The 17,995-nt window shown below is 61.6% G+C and carries 14 protein-coding genes; 7 read left to right on the top strand and 7 right to left on the bottom strand.

All coding sequences use genetic code 11. From position 1 onward, the window contains the following. Window positions 1-96 precede the first annotated feature (96 nt). Complete coding sequence (gene feoB / locus LJY25_RS06560) at window positions 97-2,289, bottom strand: ferrous iron transport protein B (protein WP_227607473.1); 2,193 nt, start codon at window positions 2,287-2,289, stop codon at window positions 97-99. 9 nt (window positions 2,290-2,298) lie between these two features. Further along, window positions 2,299-2,562, bottom strand: coding sequence for a FeoA family protein (locus LJY25_RS06555; protein WP_227607472.1), 264 nt, complete (start codon window positions 2,560-2,562; stop codon window positions 2,299-2,301). A 215-nt stretch (window positions 2,563-2,777) separates the two neighbouring features. Here LJY25_RS06555 and LJY25_RS06550 point away from each other — a divergent pair, with 215 nt between their 5' ends. Both LJY25_RS06550 and LJY25_RS06545 read left to right on the top strand, forming a co-directional pair. Continuing rightward, on the top strand, window positions 2,778-3,677 hold the full coding sequence (locus LJY25_RS06550; RefSeq protein ID WP_227607470.1) for a carboxypeptidase-like regulatory domain-containing protein: 900 nt from the start codon (window positions 2,778-2,780) through the stop codon (window positions 3,675-3,677). A gap of 126 nt (window positions 3,678-3,803) precedes the next feature. After that, window positions 3,804-4,712, top strand: coding sequence for a carboxypeptidase-like regulatory domain-containing protein (locus LJY25_RS06545; RefSeq protein WP_227607469.1), 909 nt, complete (start codon window positions 3,804-3,806; stop codon window positions 4,710-4,712). A 73-nt stretch (window positions 4,713-4,785) separates the two neighbouring features. Here LJY25_RS06545 and LJY25_RS06540 read toward each other — a convergent pair whose 3' ends face one another. From LJY25_RS06540 to LJY25_RS06530, 3 genes are all read right to left on the bottom strand, one after another. Then, window positions 4,786-6,138, bottom strand: coding sequence for an alpha/beta hydrolase family protein (locus LJY25_RS06540; RefSeq protein WP_227607467.1), 1,353 nt, complete (start codon window positions 6,136-6,138; stop codon window positions 4,786-4,788). Between the two features lie 285 nt (window positions 6,139-6,423). Then, on the bottom strand, window positions 6,424-7,461 hold the full coding sequence (locus LJY25_RS06535; RefSeq protein ID WP_227607465.1) for an OmpA family protein: 1,038 nt from the start codon (window positions 7,459-7,461) through the stop codon (window positions 6,424-6,426). A 529-nt stretch (window positions 7,462-7,990) separates the two neighbouring features. Next, window positions 7,991-10,549 carry a bifunctional UDP-N-acetylmuramoyl-tripeptide:D-alanyl-D-alanine ligase/alanine racemase gene (locus LJY25_RS06530; RefSeq protein WP_227607463.1) on the bottom strand — a complete coding sequence of 853 codons (2,559 nt, stop codon included), beginning with the start codon at window positions 10,547-10,549 and terminating at the stop codon, window positions 7,991-7,993. 276 nt (window positions 10,550-10,825) lie between these two features. Between LJY25_RS06530 and LJY25_RS06525 the strand changes: the two genes are divergently transcribed. The 5 genes from LJY25_RS06525 (at window position 10,826) to LJY25_RS06505 (ending at window position 16,674) form a co-directional block, all read left to right on the top strand. Beyond that, a complete protein-coding gene (locus LJY25_RS06525) occupies window positions 10,826-11,767 on the top strand; it encodes an EamA family transporter (protein WP_227607461.1) in 942 nt (313 codons plus the stop codon). 112 nt (window positions 11,768-11,879) lie between these two features. Further along, a complete protein-coding gene (locus LJY25_RS06520; RefSeq protein ID WP_227607460.1) occupies window positions 11,880-14,447 on the top strand; it encodes a YfhO family protein in 2,568 nt (855 codons plus the stop codon). 12 nt (window positions 14,448-14,459) lie between these two features. Further along, entirely contained in the window at window positions 14,460-14,990 is a 531-nt protein-coding gene (locus tag LJY25_RS06515) for an RBBP9/YdeN family alpha/beta hydrolase (RefSeq protein WP_227607458.1), read from the top strand. Between the two features lie 9 nt (window positions 14,991-14,999). Next, complete coding sequence (locus LJY25_RS06510) at window positions 15,000-15,947, top strand: 1-aminocyclopropane-1-carboxylate deaminase/D-cysteine desulfhydrase (RefSeq protein WP_227607457.1); 948 nt, start codon at window positions 15,000-15,002, stop codon at window positions 15,945-15,947. Window positions 15,948-16,047: 100 nt separating this feature from the next. After that, entirely contained in the window at window positions 16,048-16,674 is a 627-nt protein-coding gene (locus LJY25_RS06505) for a DUF4230 domain-containing protein (protein WP_227607455.1), read from the top strand. Window positions 16,675-16,736: 62 nt separating this feature from the next. On the opposite strand, the gene LJY25_RS06500 is transcribed toward LJY25_RS06505, so the two are convergent. Together LJY25_RS06500 and LJY25_RS06495 are read right to left on the bottom strand one after the other, a co-directional pair. Then, on the bottom strand, window positions 16,737-17,252 hold the full coding sequence (locus LJY25_RS06500; protein WP_227607453.1) for a regulatory protein RecX: 516 nt from the start codon (window positions 17,250-17,252) through the stop codon (window positions 16,737-16,739). Between the two features lie 154 nt (window positions 17,253-17,406). Next, a complete protein-coding gene (locus tag LJY25_RS06495; RefSeq protein ID WP_262908649.1) occupies window positions 17,407-17,946 on the bottom strand; it encodes a helix-turn-helix domain-containing protein in 540 nt (179 codons plus the stop codon). Window positions 17,947-17,995 lie beyond the last annotated feature (49 nt).

Here is a 17,995-nt window from a genome sequence, read left to right as displayed (position 1 = left end):
TTGTTGGGGGCTTGGGATCTTGGATGTCATTCTTACCGCTCATCCGAATACCAAATACCCGGAATCCAAGAACCCAGGACCCTAAGACCCCAAAAACTACTTAAACACCTGATACACCAGCAGGGACGAGCCGTAGGCCAGGGCCGTCATGTAGAGCAGCTGGGCCAGGGGCCAGCGCCAGCCTTTGGTTTCGCGGTACACCACGGCCAGGGTGCTCATGCACTGCATGGCAAACACGTAGAATACGAGCAGGGAAAACGCCCGGGCCGGGGTAAAGAACGGCTGGCCGTTCTCGTCTTTTTCGGCGGCCAGCTTCTGCTGCACGGTGCGCATGTCGGCATCCTGCCCTACGCTGTAGATGGTGGAGATGGTGCCCACAAACACTTCCCGGGCAGCAAACGAGGTAATCAGGGCAATGCCGATCTTCCAGTCGAAGCCCAGGGGGCGAATGGCCGGCTCCAGAGTGCGGCCAAACACACCGGCGTAGGAGTTCTCCAGGCGGCCGGCCGCTACCCGCAGGTTGGTTTCCTCGGGGCTGAGCTGCTGCCGGACAGCGGCTACGCGGGTTTTGGCTTCTACCTGCTCCAGTGCGTTGCCGGGACCGTAGGAGGCGAGTACCCACAGAATCACGGAAATAGCCACGATGACCTTACCGGCCTGAAATACGAAGGCCTTTACTTTCTCCATGATGGTGAGGCCCACGTTTTTCCAGCGCGGCCACCGGTACACCGGAAACTCCATGATGAAGTAGCTCCGCTCCTTGGTCTTCAAAATCAGCTTGAGCAGCAGCGCCGACACGATGGCCGTGACAAAGCCCAGCAGGTAAAGCCCCATCAGCGCAAACCCCTGCAGGTTGAAGATGCCCAGCACCGGCTCCGCGGGCACGACGAAGGCAATCAGGACCGTGTATACCGGAATCCGGGCCGAGCAGCTCATCAGCGGAGTCACGAAGATGGTAATCATCCGGTCCTTCCAGTTCTCGATGGTGCGGGCACTCATGATGGCCGGCACGGCGCAGGCCACGCCCGAAATCAGCGGCACAATACTCTTGCCGTTAAGCCCGAACTTGCGCATAATGCGGTCCATCATGAACGTGACCCGGGCCATGTAGCCGGTTTCCTCGAGCACGGCAATAAAGGCAAACAGCAGGGCAATCTGGGGAATGAAGATCAGCACGCCGCCCAGGCCGGCCAGCACGCCTTCGGTGAGCAGATCAATGAGGGGCCCGCTGAAGTTGGTTTGAATCAGCCCGTTGATCCACGCTACGCCCTGGTCAATCAGGTCCATGGGGTAGCTGGCCCAGGCGAAAACGGCCTGGAACATCAGAAACAGGATGCCGAAGAAAATCAGGTAGCCCCACACCTTGTGCGTGAGCACCCGGTCGAGCCGGTTGCTGTAGGGCTCCTGCCGCTCGGTGCGCGTCACCGACACCGTGTTGAGCAGGATGTCGTTGATGCGGGCGTAGCGGGCAATGGTTTCCTGAGCCTGCTGGGGCGTGGGCTCAAACCCGTACTGCTGGGTCAGCTCCTGAATGTACTGCCGGTCGTCGGCCGACAGAAAGCTGATCTGCCGGAACTGGTGGGCATAGTGCAGCGCCAGGTAGTCGTTGTGCAGGTTGAAGTAGTAGCGGATCTGCCGGATCATGGGCAGCAGCTCCTCGGCCGGGGAGTAGAAGTCGACCGTGGGCGCCCCGAGCTGCTGGGCAATAACAATCTTGAGGGCGGCAATGCCGATGCCCTTGCGGGCATTCATCGGGATGATCGGCACGCCCAGCTCGTACTGCAGCTGCGCTATGTCGATGTGCACGCCGTGCTGCTCGGCCACATCGGTCATATTCAGCGCCAGCACCGTCGGCAAACCCAGGTCGGCCAGCTGAGTAAACAAAAGCAGGCTGCGGCGCAGGTTGCTGGCGTCCACCGTCACCACCACGAAGTCGGGGTACTGGGCCGACTCCTTGTCGTAGAGCAGGTCAGTAATAACCTTTTCGTCGAGGCTCTTGGGGTAAAGCGAGTAGGTGCCGGGCAAGTCAATGATTTCGGCCCGGTGCTGGGGCGTCAGCTGACTCGTGCCGGTCTTGCGGTCCACGGTCACCCCGGGGAAGTTGCCGACTTTCTGGTTGAGGCCCGTGAGCTGGTTGAACAGAGACGACTTACCCGAGTTCGGGTTGCCGATCAAAGCAATCCGGGTCAGGGACTTGCGGCTGCGCAGCTGCGCCTCGTCCTGGCCGACGGGCCGGGAAGGAGCCGCCGGAGCGACTGTCGAATCAAAGTTACTCTCCGCACGTGCCATCCGGCCCAGCTAGTCTTTCAGAAGAATGGTAGCCGCTTCGCTTACCCGCACCGACAACGTGTAGTCGTCGTCGCCCAGCACCAAAGTAACGGGGCAGCCCAGGGGGGCGCGGCTGTTCATACGAATCCGGGTGCCGGGGATGCAGCCCATTTCCAGGAGCTTCAACGCCATTTCCGGATCCTGCAGGCAGCAGATTGTGCCACTCTCGCCCACGCGAAGGTCCTTCACGCTGCGGCGAGTCTGGGGCGTAGTACGGGTGGTGGATGCAGCCAAAGCAGGAGCGTTATTTAGATTCTGTTCAAACAAAGGTACACCGCATTTAGGTTTCCATCAACCCCGGCCGGAACAGCAAAAAAGTAGGAACGCCAGCTAACAGGCTGACCTTGAACTATTCCTTCGTTGAATTGCATATTCTTCTACATTATTATCGCGCTTGTAAAAAATCGTTAAAATCATAGTAGTTTTGGGTTAGACTAGACTTGCCTCATATGTCGAAACGCCTACTCACCCTTCTTTTCTTCGCTCTTTTCGCGCCGCTTCTGGGCCTGGCTCAGGACCTTCATATTTCCGGCCGCATCGTCGATCAGAAGACCAAAGAGCCCATTCCCTTTGCCTCCATCAACCTCCGTGAGGAGCAAACGGGCGCGCTGACCAACGAATACGGCTTCTTTCAGCTGCCCATGTTCGACAAGAACAAGGAAGACTCACTGATTATCATGGCCCTGGGCTACCAGCGGAAGGCCATCCTGGTAAAGCGCAACAACCCCGAGCTGGAAGACCTTATCATTGAGGTCCCCAAGCGGGAGTTTTTGCTGAGCGAAGTGAAAGTTGAGGCCAGCAAAGTAAAGGCCCTGGACCTGGGTGCCCGCACCAACACCCCGGGCGCCGGGATGATTCAGGGCATGCCGGGCAGCCAGTACGCCTTTCTGGTAAAGAACGAGAAGAACAAGAAGCTCGGCATGGTCCGCTCGGTGTCGTTCTACATCGGCGAGAACGGCTTCCCGCGTGAGCCGTTCCGCGTGCGCCTTTACAAAGCCGATGGCAACTACAGCTCGCCCAACACCGACATCCTGACTGAAAACGTAGTCGTGTCGGCCCCCAAGGGCGGCGACTGGTTTACCGTCGATTTAACGCAGTACAACATCCCGGCCCCCGAGGAAGGATTTTACGTGGCCATGGAGTGGATTGTGAGTGGTGACAAGTTCTACACCACTAACTTCATGGATACCTACACGCCCTATGGGCAGATCCTGCGGCCGACGTTCGAATTCAAGGAAAGCCGTACCTGGAACTATACCATCGGCCGGGGCTGGAGCCTGATTACCCTCGCCAACAACGGCATGCGCTACAACGCCATGATCAAGGCCGAGGTTGATATGTACAAGTAGGCCGGCGCTACCGCGGCTGTACCTTCACTTCTTTGCTTTTTCGCTGTCTGCTGCCCCGGGAGCGGACAATCTGTTTTACCTCTTCACAGTTGCCGGCTTGGGCCGGTGGTTCTACCAGTCTCATTTATGATCACTCGTTTACTGCTCGTTGTTTCTTTAGTCGGGCTACTGGCTACCGCAGGCCGGGCCCAGAATGCTCCTGACAACCGCATGACCGGCCGGGTGCTGGATCAGAAGACGAAGGAGCCGATTCCCTTTACCTCGCTCGGGCTCAAAGACGAGCAGGTGGGCGTCCTAACCAATGAGTTCGGCTTTTTCCAGATTGATCCGCCCCAGAAGAACGACACCGACTCGCTGGTAATCTTTGCCCTGGGCTACGAGCGCAAAGCCATTCTGGTGCGCAAGACCGACGGCAAGAAGGAGTTTGTGATTGAAGTACCCAAGCGCGTGTTCCAGCTGGAAGAAGTAAAGGTACAGGGCGGCAAGGTGAAGGACCTCTCGCTCGGCGCCCGCACCAAGAACCCCGGTGAAGGCATGATTCAGGGCCAGGCCGGCAGCCAGTACGCCTTTTTCGTGAAGAACGACAAGAAGAAGAAGCTGGGCAACGTCCGCTCGGTGTCGTTCTACATCGGTGAGAACGGCTTTCCGCGGGAGCCGTTCCGCGTGCGCCTCTACAAGCCCGACGGCAACTACAACGCCCCCAACACCGACCTGCTGACCGAGAACGTGGTGGTATCGGCCCCGCGCGGTGGCGAGTGGTTTACCGTGGACCTGACGCCCTACAACATCCCGGCTCCCGACGAAGGGTTTTACGTGGCTATGGAGTGGATCGTAGCCGGTGACAAGTTCTACACCACCAACTTCTCCGACACCTACACGGCCTACGGCCAGATTATGCGCCCGACGTTCGAGTTCAAGGAAAGCCGCACTTGGACCTATACCATTGGCAAGGGCTGGAACCTGCTGACGCTGGCCAACGGCCAGGGCCAGCGCTACAACGCCATGATCAAGGCCGAAGTAGATATGATCAAGTAGCGGCGGGAAAGCCTTCACAAAAAAGGGACGCCGCTGGGCGTCCCTTTTTTGTTGTCTGGAGTTTATGCGGAGCCTAGCGCTTGGTGTGCAGTGCAATCCACTCCCGCATAGCTTCAAGCATCTGGGGCGAAATCGTGGGCTGCCGCTCCCCGGCTACAATCGTCCACTCTGCCGGATCTGACTGCAGCAGGTGGTTTACCCCGTTGAGCTTCTTCACGGTTACGTCGCGGTTGCCTTTCAGCCCTTTCTCGATGGCGCTCAGGTTGGCGTCGGCGGCGACCTGCAGGTCCTTGGTGCCGTTTATGGCCAATACCGGGCAGCGCACCTGGGCCATTGTCACGGCCGGGTTCATGTTCAGGAAATAGCGGTACCAGGGCGAGGTGAACTGCACGGCGCCGAGGCGGGCAGTTGCTTCATCCATGGCTGAGTTGCTCTGGCGCAGCATGTTAGCCACAATAGCCTGGGCCTGGTCGTTGTCGGCCACCTGGCGGATGATTTCCTGCATGCTGCGCTGGCGCTTCACCATCTCGTCCAGCTTGGCGGCGTCGGCTCCCACGGAGCGCATCACACCTACCTGCTGCTGAATCAGGGCCTCGCCCCCGGCCAGCCCAAAGCCCGCCAGCGAAACCACGAATGCCGGCGGCAGGGGCTGGGTGGCGGCCATCATGGCTACGTTGGCACCTTCCCCGTGCCCGACCAGTCCGATTCGCTCGATGTCGATTTCAGGCCGGGCCCGCAGGAAGTTCATGCCGGCCTGGGCATCGGTGACGAAATCGGCCGTGGTGGCGGAAGCAAATGCACCACCCGACTTGCCGGTACCCCGGTCGTCGAACCGCAGCACGGCAAAGCCGCGGCGGGTCAGGTAATCAGCAATGGCGCCAAACGGGCGGTAGTTATCGGTGGTAGCGTCGCGGTCCTGGGGGCCGCTGTCGGACACCAGCACCACGGCCGCGAACGGGCCGGGGCCCGCCGGAATGGTGAGCGTGCCTTCGAGGCGTAGATTGGCTTTGGTGTTGGTGAAAGCCACGTCCTCCACCCGGTACGGCGGGGGCAGCTTACCGGCCTTGGCCGTAGCCGCCACCGGAGCCAGCTTTGCGAGTACCAGCGGGGCCGTAAAGCCCGGCTGCTGCCACTCCCCGCTTATCGACTTGGCATCCGGAGCAAGCTTGCCGGAAAAGCGGCTGCCGGCCTCCTGGGCTTCAAACGTAACCCGGGCGCTGTCGACCTGGGTTTTCACCGTCATGCGGCTGACCTTCTGCAGGGGCACGTCAAGGGTCGAAAAGTAGGTACCATCGGTGAGCTTGAGCACGGTGAAGATAACCTCCAGGTTGCCGCCGGGCACTTTCAAAGCCCCTTTCCACTGACCATCAAGAGGGGAAGGCTGCGCTACGGGTGCCGACTGGGCCGCCGCCAGCAACGGCAGCATGCTAAGCCAGCAGAGAAAAAGAAAACGGTAGCTGATGCGCATACAATGCTTAAGATGAGACGTAAAATTACGGTTGCCAGCCGAATCAACCTATAAAAGTAGTGCAATGCCGGCGTACGACAAGTCCGTTGCTGCGTTTTCTTGCAGTTTTTCCGGACTTCGCTGCTTGTCTGCTCCGCACCGTCCTTTACGACGCATCCCCGGCGAGTGCGCAGCTGCCGGAGCCTGGGCGCACTTGCCGGGGATGAGAAGGCCGGCCCGCTCGTACGGGCCATTTCAGATGAGCTATTTGCTGATAACCCGTACGCTCAGACGGCGGTTCTGCGCCCGGCCGGCCGCAGTGATGCTGGGCACGATGGGGTAGCGCGGGCCATAGCCTTTGGCCTGAAGGCGGCTGGGGTCGATACCCAGGTCGACTAAGACGGCCAGGGCGGTCTGGGCCCGGGCTTCACTTAGAATCATGTTGCTGCTGAAGGTTCCGGTTGTATCGGTGTAGCCGCCCAGGCGGATTTTTGCTTTGGGGAAGGTCCGCATCAGGCAGGCAATGTTGCGCAGCTGCCCCATCGATTCCTTCGTCAGGGTAGCCTTGCCGGTTTCGAAAAACACCCGGTCGAAGTTGATCCAGCCCTTGGTACGGTTAATCGAGTCGACGCGCATCTGTGGATCGGTCAGGAACTGATACAGCTTGCTTTCGGTGGAGTTGATGCCCACTTTCTCGATTACGCCGCCGCTCATCATCAGCGTCACCGGCTGGCCGGTTTCATAGATGTAGTTGCCGCTGACGGCATCGTAGTGCCCGTTGACCGGGGCATCAACCACTACCGGCTGGCGAACAAACACCTTTCCTACTGCCGGCGCGCTGGGCTGGGGGCTGGCCGGCAGGATGGGGGCCGCCTCTGCTTTGGGGTCCGATATCGGAGTGGCTTCCGACTGGGTAGCCGGGGCGGGTACTGCGGAGGCCGTCAGAACCGGCTGCGGGGCCGCTTTTACCGTACTCTTTCCAACCGTTGTCACCGGCGTAACGGCCGACGTCGGGGCCGCGGCTACTTTGCCCCCCCGCCGCTTTGCCGCTCCGTCCGTGGCCCGAATCAGGCTGAAAGAGAAGCTCGTAGTTTTGTCAGCGGTCAGGAAAACGTCATTTACAATCTGGGGCCGGTAGCCGGTTTGCTCAATTTTCAGCATGTAAGGCCCGCCAACCGACAGATTGGCTACTTCGAAGCTACCGTTGCTATTCGCGGCAGCCGTCCGCTGGCTGCCGGAAGGCAGGTGGACTACCGTAACCTGCGCCCCGGCCAGGGCTTCCGCCTCGGTGGAAGTAACCATGCCAGCCACAACAACTCCCTGAGCCCGACTGAGCGGCGAGTAAGTGAGCAGCCAACAGAAAAAGAGAAATGAGAGGAAAGTAGATATCCGGTTCATAACTACAAGCGCAAAAGGTGGTGGGAGGAGAGCAGAGCGTATAGGCTGATCCAAACCATGAACTAGCTGGAAAAATGCCATCTAAGTAGCTTGTAGTGAGCCAAAACAATAATATTATCCTTAGCCTGAGTAGCACTTGCTACCAGTGCCGGTTGGATAAAGTCGTTTTCGGAACTACCTAGAGTTAAATTTACTATTTGAAAGGTTAAAGATAACCAGGGCCAACCATTTTGTAAACTAATCCAATATAAATTTTCACCAACGCGCTATTACGGTAGCTGAATCCGCGTTTTTGCTGGGTGGATGCAACCCGCTAAACATAAGCGAACCTGCCCTTTTCAGGACAGGCCCACTTCCTGAATGAAGGCAGACTGGTTGCTACTTACCGTTGAGCTACAATGCTCCGCTCCTGGAAAGGCAGCCTGTAAATCAACTATTCGGCGAAGAACACCCGCTTTACCCGCTCGCTCACGTTGGTCAGCAGCTCGTAGGGAATCGTGCCGATCCGAGCGGCCAGCTCGGTCAGGGTCAGGTCCGGGCCAAACACCTGGGCCAGGTCGCCGGGCCGGGCTTCGGGAATGTGCGTTACGTCGGCCATGCACATGTCCATGCACACGCTGCCCACAATGGGCGCCCGCCGGCCCCGGATTACCACTTCCCCGATGCCATTGCCAAAGCGCCGGTCGTAGCCGTCGGCATACCCGATGGCCAGGGTGGCAATGCGCCGCTCATAGTCGACGGCTGCGCCGCGCCGGCCGTAGCCAACGGTCTGCCCCGGCGCCAACGCTTTAATCTGCGAAATCGTGGTTTGCAGCGTACTCACCGGCCGCAGGGCATCCTGCTCCCGGCCCGCAGCTTCTACCCCGTAGAGCCCAATGCCGAGGCGTACCATCTCGAACTGGGCCTCGGGAAAGCGCAGAATACCGGCCGAGTTCAGAGCGTGGCGCAGTACGCGGTAGCCCAGCGCTTCTTCCAGTACCGGCACCATCCGCTCGAACGCGGCCAGCTGCTGGCGGGAAAAGCTGTTGTGCTGCTCTTCGTCGGCCCCGGCCAGATGGGTAAGCGCGCTGGCGACCCGGACCAGCTTCGCATTTTCCCGGAGCAGCCGGCACAGCTCAGGCAGGTCTTCTTCGGTAAAGCCCAGGCGGTGCATGCCGGTGTCGAGCTTGAGGTGAATGGCCGGCAGCGGACGGGGGTGTTCCGCGGCAATCCGCAGGTAATCGTGGAGTCGCTCGAACGAGTAGATTTCCGGCTCCAGGTGGTACTGCTGCAGCTTCTGAAACGCGTCGGGCGAGGGGTTCATCACCATCACGGGCAGACTGATGCCGTGCTGGCGCAGCTCCACGCCTTCGTCGGTGTAGGCCACGGCGAGGTAGTCGGCCCGGTGAAACTGCAGCAGGTTGGCTACCTCGTAGGAGCCGCTGCCGTAGGCAAACGCCTTGACCATCACCATCAGCCGGGTGCCGGGGCGGAGCCGGGCGCGGTAGTAGTTAAGGTTGTGTACCAGCGCGTCGAGGTTTACTTCCAGCACGGTGCCGTGGATTTTCTGCTGGAAGGCCGCGACAATCCGCTCGAAGCCAAAGCGCCGGGCACCCTTTACCAGGATGGTTTCGTGCTGAAACTGCTCCGGCCGGAAATCCCCCAGAAAATCCTCGGTTCGATTGTAAAAGCCCGACTCAAGTCTGGCAAAGACGTGGCGGAACTGGCTGATTTCCGGGCCTACCCCAATCAGACGCTCCACGCCGTGGGCCGAAAGCAGGGTCCCGATCTGCGGATACAGCTCGGCTGCGGGTATCCCCGACTCCAGTACGTCGGACAGAATCAGGGTGCGGCGGCCGCGGCGGGGCTGACGGGCCAGCATGTCGAGGGCCAGGGTGAGGCCGGCCAGGTCATTGTTATAGGTATCGTCGAGGACGTAGCAGTCGTTCAGCGCCTGCTTCATTTCCAGGCGCATGGCTACCGGCGCCAGGCGGTCGAGGCGACGCTGAATGGCATCCGACGGCACCTGCTTCCACAAAAGCACGGCAAGCACGTGCAGGGCATTTTCAACCGAAGGCTCATCGGCAAACGGCAAACTGAACGTATGCTCCTGGGGCAGCGGCGACGTCAGCCTTACCTGCACGACGGTGCGCTCGGCCGAGGCTTCCATCATCGTGACGGCCACCTGGGCCTCATGGGGATGGTGGCGGCTCCAGGTAAACGTGCAGCGGGCGGGCAGGTGGCGAAGCGCGGCGGCATGCACGGCTTCGTGGTCGCGGCAGTAGAAAAGCAGGTCGACGCCTGGGTTGAGGCCTTGGGGTGTTGGGGTCTTGGGGTCTTGGTTTTTCGGTCTTGGAGCTAAAAACAGCTGCATCTTCTCAGCCGCCTTTTCGGCTGCTGAGCTAAAACCGGCGTCGTGGGCGGTGCCCAGGTTGGTGAAGATGCCCAGCGTGGGCTGAATGACTTCCGCCAGCCGGGGCATTTCCCCTCGTTCCGAAATGCCGGCCTCGAAGATGCCCAGCGTATGGCTGGGATTCAGCTCCCACACGCTCAGCGGCACGCCCACCTGGGAATTGTAGCTGCGCGGGCTTTTGCAGATCAGCTCGTCCGGGCTCAGCACCTGGGCCAGCCACTCCTTTACGATGGTTTTGCCGTTGGACCCGGTGATGCCGAACACGGGAACCCGGAACTGCCGCCGGTGGTGGGCCGCCAACGCCTGCAACGCCCGCAGGCTGTCGGCCACGAGCAGGATGCCGGCTTCGGGGTAGGCCGCCGCGCCCCCGGGAATTTCCGCTTCCTGATCTACCACGAACAGCCTGACGCCGCGCTGGTACAGCTCGGGCAGGTAGCGGTGGCCGTTGTGCTGGGCCCCGCGGATGGCAAAAAACACGGCGCCGGCCAGCTGCCCCACCCGCCGGCTGTCGAGCAGCAGGTGATGCACCGGAGCCGGGGCCGCCGGTTGCAGCAGCAGCGTACCATTCAGAAGCAGGGCCAGATCGGGAAAGAAGAGCATAAGCCAGGTCTTAGGACGTAGGGGCGTAGGTCTTAGACGTGAGATTCCAGATCTGAGCCGTTAGAACTGCTCTGCCATAACAGGTTGGAAACCCAGGATGTCAGAACATCTAAGACCTAAGCTCCTAAGCCCTACCAAGGGCAAAGGTAGCGGGTTTGGGAGGCCGGCCGGGAACCGGCAGCCGGTCCGTGGCGGTTACTTCTGGCTGGACTGCTGCTAAATCCGGCGCAAAGCCGTACTTTTGCGGCCTTTTTCCGAGTTACTGCCTTCCTATACATGTCTCTTTCGCGTTACCACCTGGCGGCCCTTACGTCGTCGCTTATCTTCGGATTTTTCCCCATTCCCCTGCGCCTGCTGGGCGACTACCCCAGCGGGCAGATCCTGTTTTTCCGGGTTCTGCTTTCCCTGGTTCTGCTGATTGTGCTGCACGTAATCGGCCGCCGGGCCGAAGTGCGGCGCACCTGGCAGCAGTGGCAGGCCGCCCCGCGCGCCGAGCGGCGGCGGGTGGGCGGCAGCGCCGTGCTCAGCGGGATGCTGCTGGCTACCAACTGGCTGGCGTTTATCTACGTGCTGAACCACGTGAGCGTACAGGCCGGCTCGTTTGCCTACCTGATCTGCCCGGTTATTACGACGCTGTTGGGCTTTAGCCTGCTGGGCGAGAAGCTTAAGCCGATTCAGTGGCTGGCCATCGGGGTAAGCCTGCTGGGCTGCGCGATGCTGGGCTCCGGTGCCCTGCGCCCGTTTCTGATGGGCCTGGGCATCGCCACTACCTGGGGCTTTTACCTGATCACCCAGCGCCAGCTGAAAAGCTACGACAGCCTGGTGCTGCTCACCGTGCAGCTGGCCGTAGCGGCTACCATCATCTTTCCCCTGGCCTCGGTGCTGGAGGTGAACCCGGCGGCCGGCTTTGCCGATTCGCACTTTATGCTGGTAATGGTTCTGCTCAGCCTGGGTTTCACGGTGCTGCCGCTGTTTCTGAACATGACGGCCCTGGGCGTGCTGCCCTCGGGTACGGTGGGCGTGCTGCTCTACGCCAGCCCGCTGACCAGCTTCCTGCTGGCGTTCCTGTACTTCGGCGAGCAGGCGGCCCCGGCCGAGCTGCTGGCTTATGCCGTGATTCTGGCGTCCATCGTGCTGTATTCGGCTCCCGACTCCTGGGGACGGCTCAGCCTGCGCATCGGGCGGCTGCTGTGGCTGCCGGTGCGGGGCCGCAGCTAAAACCGGGAAAGTCGGCCTTGTAGGCTATTTCAAATAAAATAAACGACCTACCTTCGGGCTGCTGAGCCGTGCTTTGGTCGGATTGGCTGATTTCAGGCTCTTTTTCTGCTTCATGACTACCGTTTCTTCCGCTGGTACCCCGCAGTGGCGGCGGGTGCTGCCCCACCTGCTGGCCGTTCTCTTCTTCCTGGTTCTGGCCGTGGTATACTTCTCCCCCATCGTGATGGAGGGCAAAACCCTGGCCCAGCACGACATCGTGCAGTTCAACGGCGGGGCCCACGAAGCCCAGGCGTACCGGGCGCAGTTTGGCAAAGAGGCCCTCTGGACCAACTCGATGTTCAGCGGGATGCCCACCTACCTGATCAGCACGCACTTTCCCGGTGACCTGTCGATCTACATTCAGAAGATCTTCACGCTGGGGCTGCCGGCGGTAGTGGCCAACCTGTTTCTGGCGCTGCTCTGCGGCTACCTGCTGTTCGTAGCCCTGGGCCTGCGGCCAATCGTAGCCGCAGTGGGCGCCATTGCGCTGGGCTTCACGAGCTACAACCTGATTATTCTGGCCGCGGGCCACAACACCAAGTCCCTGGCGCTGGCCTGGGCGCCGCTGGTGCTGGCGGGCGTGCTGGTCACGTTCCGGCGTAACAAATGGCTTGGCATGGCGCTGTTTGCGCTGGGCCTGACGATGAACCTGCGTGCCAACCACTTGCAGATAACCTACTACCTGCTGCTGATGCTGGTCATCTTCGGCATCGTGGAGCTGGTCGGCGCCGTGCGCGCCAAGCGCCTGCCTGACTTCTTTTCCCGCACGGCGCTGCTGCTGGTAGCCGGTCTGCTGGCCGTGGGCGTAAGCTTTGGCCGCCTCTACACCACGCTTGAGTACGGCAAATACTCGATCCGGGGCCGCTCGGAGCTGACGACCCCGTCGCCCGCCGCCCCCGGCGCCCCCGCGGCAGCGGGTGAAGAAGCCGGCAGCGGCCTTGACCGCGAGTATGCCTTTGGCTGGAGCTACGGCGTGGGCGAAACCGTCACTTTGCTTATTCCCAACTTCTACGGCGGCGCGAGCCAGGGCAGCCTGAGCGAAAGCTCGGCCACCGCGAAAGCGCTCAGCCAGCTCGGCGTGCCGCCCATGCAGCTCGGCGAGTACATCAAGCAGCTGCCGCTGTACTGGGGCGCTCAGCCCGTGACGAGCGGGCCGGTGTACGTCGGTGCCGTGGTATTCTTTCTGTTCGTGCTGGGTTTGTTTGTGGCTGACCGCCGCACCCGCACCTGGCTGCTGGTGGCTACTATCTTCTCCATTTTGCTGGCCTGGGGCAAGAACTTCGAGACGTTCAACAACCTGATGTTCGACTTCTTCCCGGGCTACAACAAGTTCCGCTCGGTAAGCATGGCCCTGGTTATTGCCCAGCTGGCTATGCCGCTGCTGGCCGTGCTGGCCCTGGCCCGGGTGCTGCGCACTGCTCCGGCCCCCCTGACGCCCGCCGCGGCCGGCTCAACTCATCCCAAGCTGGCCGCTATTACCAGCCAGCCGGTTGCCACGCCCGAAACCGCCGGCCTGAAGCGCAACCTGCTGTACGCCGTCGGCATCACGGCCGGCCTGTGCATCCTGGCGTTGCTGTTCGGCATGGGTGCCGACTTCTCTTCGCCTGTCGATGCCAGCATGCAGCAGCAGGGCTTCCCGGTCGACGCCCTGCGCGAGGACCGCGCGAGCCTGATGCGGACCGACGTGCTGCGCTCTTTGCTGTTCGTGCTGGCCACCGGCGGCTTGCTGTACGCCTTCTTCGTGCGTAAAATCACCGCCACCACCACGGCGGCCCTGGTTGGCCTGCTCACGCTCATCGACCTGTGGGCGGTGGACAAGCGCTACCTCAATGCAGACAACTTCCAGCGCGAGACCGTAGCCGAGCAGTTTGTGCCCACCGAGGCCGACGCTCACATCCTGCAGGACAAGACCCTGAGCTTCCGGGTCCTGAACACGCAGAACCCATTCAACGAGGCCCAGACGTCCTACTTCCACAAAAGCATCGGGGGCTACCACGGGGCCAAGCTGCGCCGCTACCAGGATCTGATCGAGCGTCAGATTTCGCAGAACAACATCCAGGTGCTGAACATGCTCAACACCCGCTACATCATCACCGGCGACCCCAAGCAGCCCGCGCAGCGCAACCCCGGCGCCCTGGGCAACGCCTGGTTTGTAAACGAGGTGCAGAAGGTGCAGAGCCCTGATCAGGAAATTGCGGCCCTCACCAACTTCAACGCCGGCACCCAGGCCGTGGTGGATGTAAGCAAGTTCCCCATCAGCAAAACCACCTACAACAGCACGGGCTCCACGATCCGGCTGATGGCCTACTCGCCCGACGAGCTGCGCTACCAGGCCAACGCAGTGCAGGATGGCTTCGCGGTTTTCTCGGAAATCTACTACAAGGACGGCTGGAATGCCTACCTCGACGGCAAGCCGGTGCCCTATATCCGGGCCAACTACGTGCTGCGGGCCATGCCCATGCCGGCCGGTCAGCACGAGCTGGTTTTCAAGTTCGAGCCCAAGTCCTACGCCATCGGCAACACCGTATCGATGATTTCGTCGGTTCTGGTGATTCTGCTGGTGCTCGGCGCGCTGTACTACACGTTCCGGCGCCGCAACGAGCCGGGCCCTGCCGCCGAAGAGCTGCCCCTGGCGGCTTAATCCTTCACGGGCATGACGCGCTACTTCATCGTGCCGGGCCTGGGTAACTCTGGTCCGGAGCACTGGCAGACGCATTTCGAGCGGGAATTGCCCAGCGCTGTCCGGATCGGGCAGCAGGAGTGGGATGCCCCGGTGTGCGCCGACTGGATTTCAACCATCGATGACGCCCTGGCCGGTACCGACCCGGCGGAGGTGGTTCTGATTGCCCATAGCCTGGGCTGCACGGCCGTGGCGTACTGGGCCCGGCAGTACGGCCGCCAAATCAAGGGAGCCCTGCTGGTGGCCCCGAGCGACGTGGAAGCACCGCCCTATACGTTTCCGTCAACCGGCTTTACCCCGATTCCGCTGGCGCCCCTGCCTTTTCCAAGCGTAGTCGTCGCCAGCACCGACGACCCGTGGGTTTCCCTGGAGCGGGCCCGTTTGTTTGCGGAAGGCTGGGGCAGCACGCTCGAAGTTGTGGGCGAAGCGGGCCATATCAACACGGCCTCGGGGCACGGAGAATGGCCCCAGGGCCTGGAGCTGCTCCGGCAGCACTTCAGCTAGGCCTACGCCGTGACCGTCCTCTCCCCCGCCCCGCTGCTCGTGCAGGAGCTGGCTGAACCGGCCGCGGCCCGGAACGGCATCCGGCTGCTGCTCGTCCGCGACGACCTGACGCATCCCGAGCTGCCCGGCAACAAGTGGCGCAAGCTGCGCTACAACTTGGCGGAAGCCCACCGGCAGGGCCACACCACGCTGCTCACGTTCGGCGGGGCGTATTCCAACCACCTCGCTGCCGTAGCCGCGGCCGGCCGGCTCCATGGCTTTCAGACCATCGGGCTGGTGCGGGGCGAACCTGCGGCAGCACTCAACCCTACCTTGACGCAGGCCCGGGCCGATGGCATGGCGTTGCACTTTCTGAGCCGGGACGCATACCGCCGAAAGCAGGAACCGGAGTTTGTGGCCGGGCTGCTGCGGCAGCTTGGGCCGGCTTACGTGCTGCCCGAAGGCGGCACCAACGCCCTGGCTTTACCGGGCTGTGCCGAGCTGGCCGCTGAGCTGCGCGCCCAGACCTCATTCGACTTTCTCTGCGTGGCCTGCGGCACGGGTGGCACCCTGGCCGGCTTGGTTACCGGCTTGTCGGGCACCGAGCAGGCGGTCGGCTTCCCGGTGCTGACGGGCGGGGAGTTTCTGCAGGCCGAAGTGGATGCCCTGACCCGGCAAGCTACCGGGCGGGCCTATACCAATTTCAGCTGGCAGACCGGTTTTCACTTGGGCGGCTACGCGAAGTATTCAGCTGAGCTGATGACGTTTATTGAGGCCTTTGAGCAGCGCCACGGGGTGCTGCTCGACCCGGTTTACACCGGCAAGCTCCTGTTTGGCGTATTGACATTGCTAAACCAGAACTTCTTTCCTTTGGGCAGCTCGGTGGCCGTCGTGCATTCGGGGGGCTTGCAGGGCTGGGCCGGGTTCCGGCAGCGCTTCAGCCACCGCAGCTCTTGGTGGCCGAAAGTCAGCGACTAGCTTTTAGCTGATAGCCGTTCGCTTTTACCTGCTTGGTTGAATAGTTCGCTAAAGAGGGCGGTTTGAGTTACCAGCTCCATTTTCCCCATTTTTCGCGCCTATGCTGTTCCGCCTGCTTCGTCGTCTGCTGCCACTGCTGTTCCTGGTTGGGCTGGGCTGGTTTCTGTGGCGCAAGGTGCAGCCGGCACTGTTTGAGAACCCGCTGAATGCCGAGCCGCGGGTAATGGTCACCCACAACACGGTGCTGACCAAGATTGAGGCCCTGGGCCGCCTGGAGCTGGTGCGGTACCGGTTCAAGGACGTGGTGGAATACCGTAAAAGCACCTACCGGATGCTGCCCGACGCGAAAGTGGCCCTCATCGTGGCCGGCGACGCCATTGGCTGCCTCGACCTGCGCAAGGTGCGGGCCCAGGACGTCGTATTTGAGGGCGACTCGGTCGTGCGGGTGGCGCTGCCGGCGCCCGAGCTGTGCAGCTGGCAGATTGACCACAGCCAGAGCAAGGTATACAGCACCCAGAACTCGTTTTTTCAGGATGCCGAACTGGTGGACGAAGGCTACCGCTACGCTGAAAAAAACGTGCGCCGGGCCGCCCTGCAATCGGGCATCCTGGCCCAGACCCAGCAGAACGCCGAGCAGATTCTGCGTCCCCTGCTTCAGACCATCACCGGCCGCCGCGTGGTGCTCACCCACCAGCTCACGTCACCGCAGGCTCCACCCCGGCGCTAGGCTACTCGTTTTCTTTGCAGCCAATGGCGGCGTAGCCCCTTTGGCCCACTTAAAATTTCCCGCTAGGCGTAGCGGCGGCCGGCGGCGGGCTCTCCGGGGTCCTTGCCCAAGTCGTCGAGGGCAATTTTGATGAGGTCCTGCTCGTAGCCTTTGGCGGTGAGAAAAAGCTGCAGCTTCTGGCGGCGCTTCACCGGGTGCGACTCTTTCTCCAGGGCATTCTTCTTTTCCAGCAGCCCCACCAGGTTGGCGTAGTACTCGTCGCCGTCGATTTCCTTGAGGCCCGACTTGATACAGTAGTCCGACAACCCTTTCTGCTTAAGCTCCTGCATCAGCCGGCGGCGGCCCCACTTCTTGATGCGGTGCCGGCCCCGCACGAAGCTCTTGGCGTAGCGCTCCTCATCCAGAATCTTTTCCTGGCTTAGCCGGATGATGATGTCGTCGGTTTCCTCGCCGTTGAGGCCGTAGCTGAACAGCTTGTCACGCACTTCGTTATGCGTCCGCTCCTGGTAGGCGCAGTAGGCGGCAATCTTCTGCAGGGCTTCGCCGGGCGTGTAAAACTTCTTATTGGGCTGATTCATCGGGGCAAGCTAAGTGAGTCGGCCCGGCGGCCGGGACTGACGGAACACGGCGGGCAATTCCAGTTCAACAGCCGGAGCCGGCGGCAGGTTGCACGTAAGCCGACTTTGTCCTGGTCTTCTGCGCTGCGCTACCGGCCTGGAAGCACCTTTGCCGCTACTGGGCTGGTTTCGGATTCAGCAGCTGACTGATTGCGGCTGCTTCTGCCAGCAGCGCCGCTTGCCGCACCTGCAGCAGCGCCTGGGCCGTGCTGCCACTACGGACCAGCTCGGTGCGGGCTTCCTCGGTAAAATCGGTTAGCCAGGCGGGAAGGCTGCCCCCGGCAGGAGCCAGCACGGCAGTCAGCGTGGGCAGGGCTGCCAGGCGGCGCCGGGCCCAGGCCGCCCGCTCAGCCAGGCGGCCCGCTTCCAGCGCCACCTGCCCGGCCCGGTCTTCACAAAGCTGCTGCTGCCGACGTAACGCGGCTGCGTCCAGCGCCTCTGCTACCGGCTCAGCCGGCGCAGACTGTAAAGCCAGGGTGAAGGCCGCCTGGGGCAGGGCTTTGCTGAGCGGAAGTGCACAGACGCCCCGCTCAACCTGCGACACCATGCTTTTGCTGAGCCCCAGGTACCGTCCTAGGTCCGCCTGACTCATCCCAAACCATGCCCGAACCCGGGGCAACAGCCCGCTATATGCTGCTTTTTGGTCTTTGCTCATACTGGGGCCCTATGTTTACTTTACATTTTTTACAGTATACGCGAAATGT

Origin of the sequence: Hymenobacter translucens, from assembly GCF_020685205.1 — a bacterium.
Lineage (GTDB): Bacteria > Bacteroidota > Bacteroidia > Cytophagales > Hymenobacteraceae > Hymenobacter > Hymenobacter translucens.
Note: the sequence above shows the minus strand (reverse complement) of the source record. Positions and strands in the feature narration are given on the sequence as shown.

Excerpts from the sequence above, each read along its gene's own strand:
- feoB (WP_227607473.1), bottom strand. The coding sequence starts at position 2,289 with ATGGCACGTGCGGAGAGTAACTTTGATTCGACAGTCGCTCCGGCGGCT.
- LJY25_RS06550 (WP_227607470.1), top strand. The coding sequence starts at position 2,778 with ATGTCGAAACGCCTACTCACCCTTCTTTTCTTCGCTCTTTTCGCGCCG.
- LJY25_RS06545 (WP_227607469.1), top strand. The coding sequence starts at position 3,804 with ATGATCACTCGTTTACTGCTCGTTGTTTCTTTAGTCGGGCTACTGGCT.
- LJY25_RS06540 (WP_227607467.1), bottom strand. The coding sequence starts at position 6,138 with ATGCTGCCGTTGCTGGCGGCGGCCCAGTCGGCACCCGTAGCGCAGCCT.
- LJY25_RS06535 (WP_227607465.1), bottom strand. The coding sequence starts at position 7,461 with ATGGTTACTTCCACCGAGGCGGAAGCCCTGGCCGGGGCGCAGGTTACG.
- LJY25_RS06530 (WP_227607463.1), bottom strand. The coding sequence starts at position 10,549 with ATGCTCTTCTTTCCCGATCTGGCCCTGCTTCTGAATGGTACGCTGCTG.
- LJY25_RS06525 (WP_227607461.1), top strand. The coding sequence starts at position 10,826 with ATGTCTCTTTCGCGTTACCACCTGGCGGCCCTTACGTCGTCGCTTATC.
- LJY25_RS06520 (WP_227607460.1), top strand. The coding sequence starts at position 11,880 with ATGACTACCGTTTCTTCCGCTGGTACCCCGCAGTGGCGGCGGGTGCTG.
- LJY25_RS06515 (WP_227607458.1), top strand. The coding sequence starts at position 14,460 with ATGACGCGCTACTTCATCGTGCCGGGCCTGGGTAACTCTGGTCCGGAG.
- LJY25_RS06505 (WP_227607455.1), top strand. The coding sequence starts at position 16,048 with ATGCTGTTCCGCCTGCTTCGTCGTCTGCTGCCACTGCTGTTCCTGGTT.
- LJY25_RS06500 (WP_227607453.1), bottom strand. The coding sequence starts at position 17,252 with ATGAATCAGCCCAATAAGAAGTTTTACACGCCCGGCGAAGCCCTGCAG.
- LJY25_RS06495 (WP_262908649.1), bottom strand. The coding sequence starts at position 17,946 with ATGAGCAAAGACCAAAAAGCAGCATATAGCGGGCTGTTGCCCCGGGTT.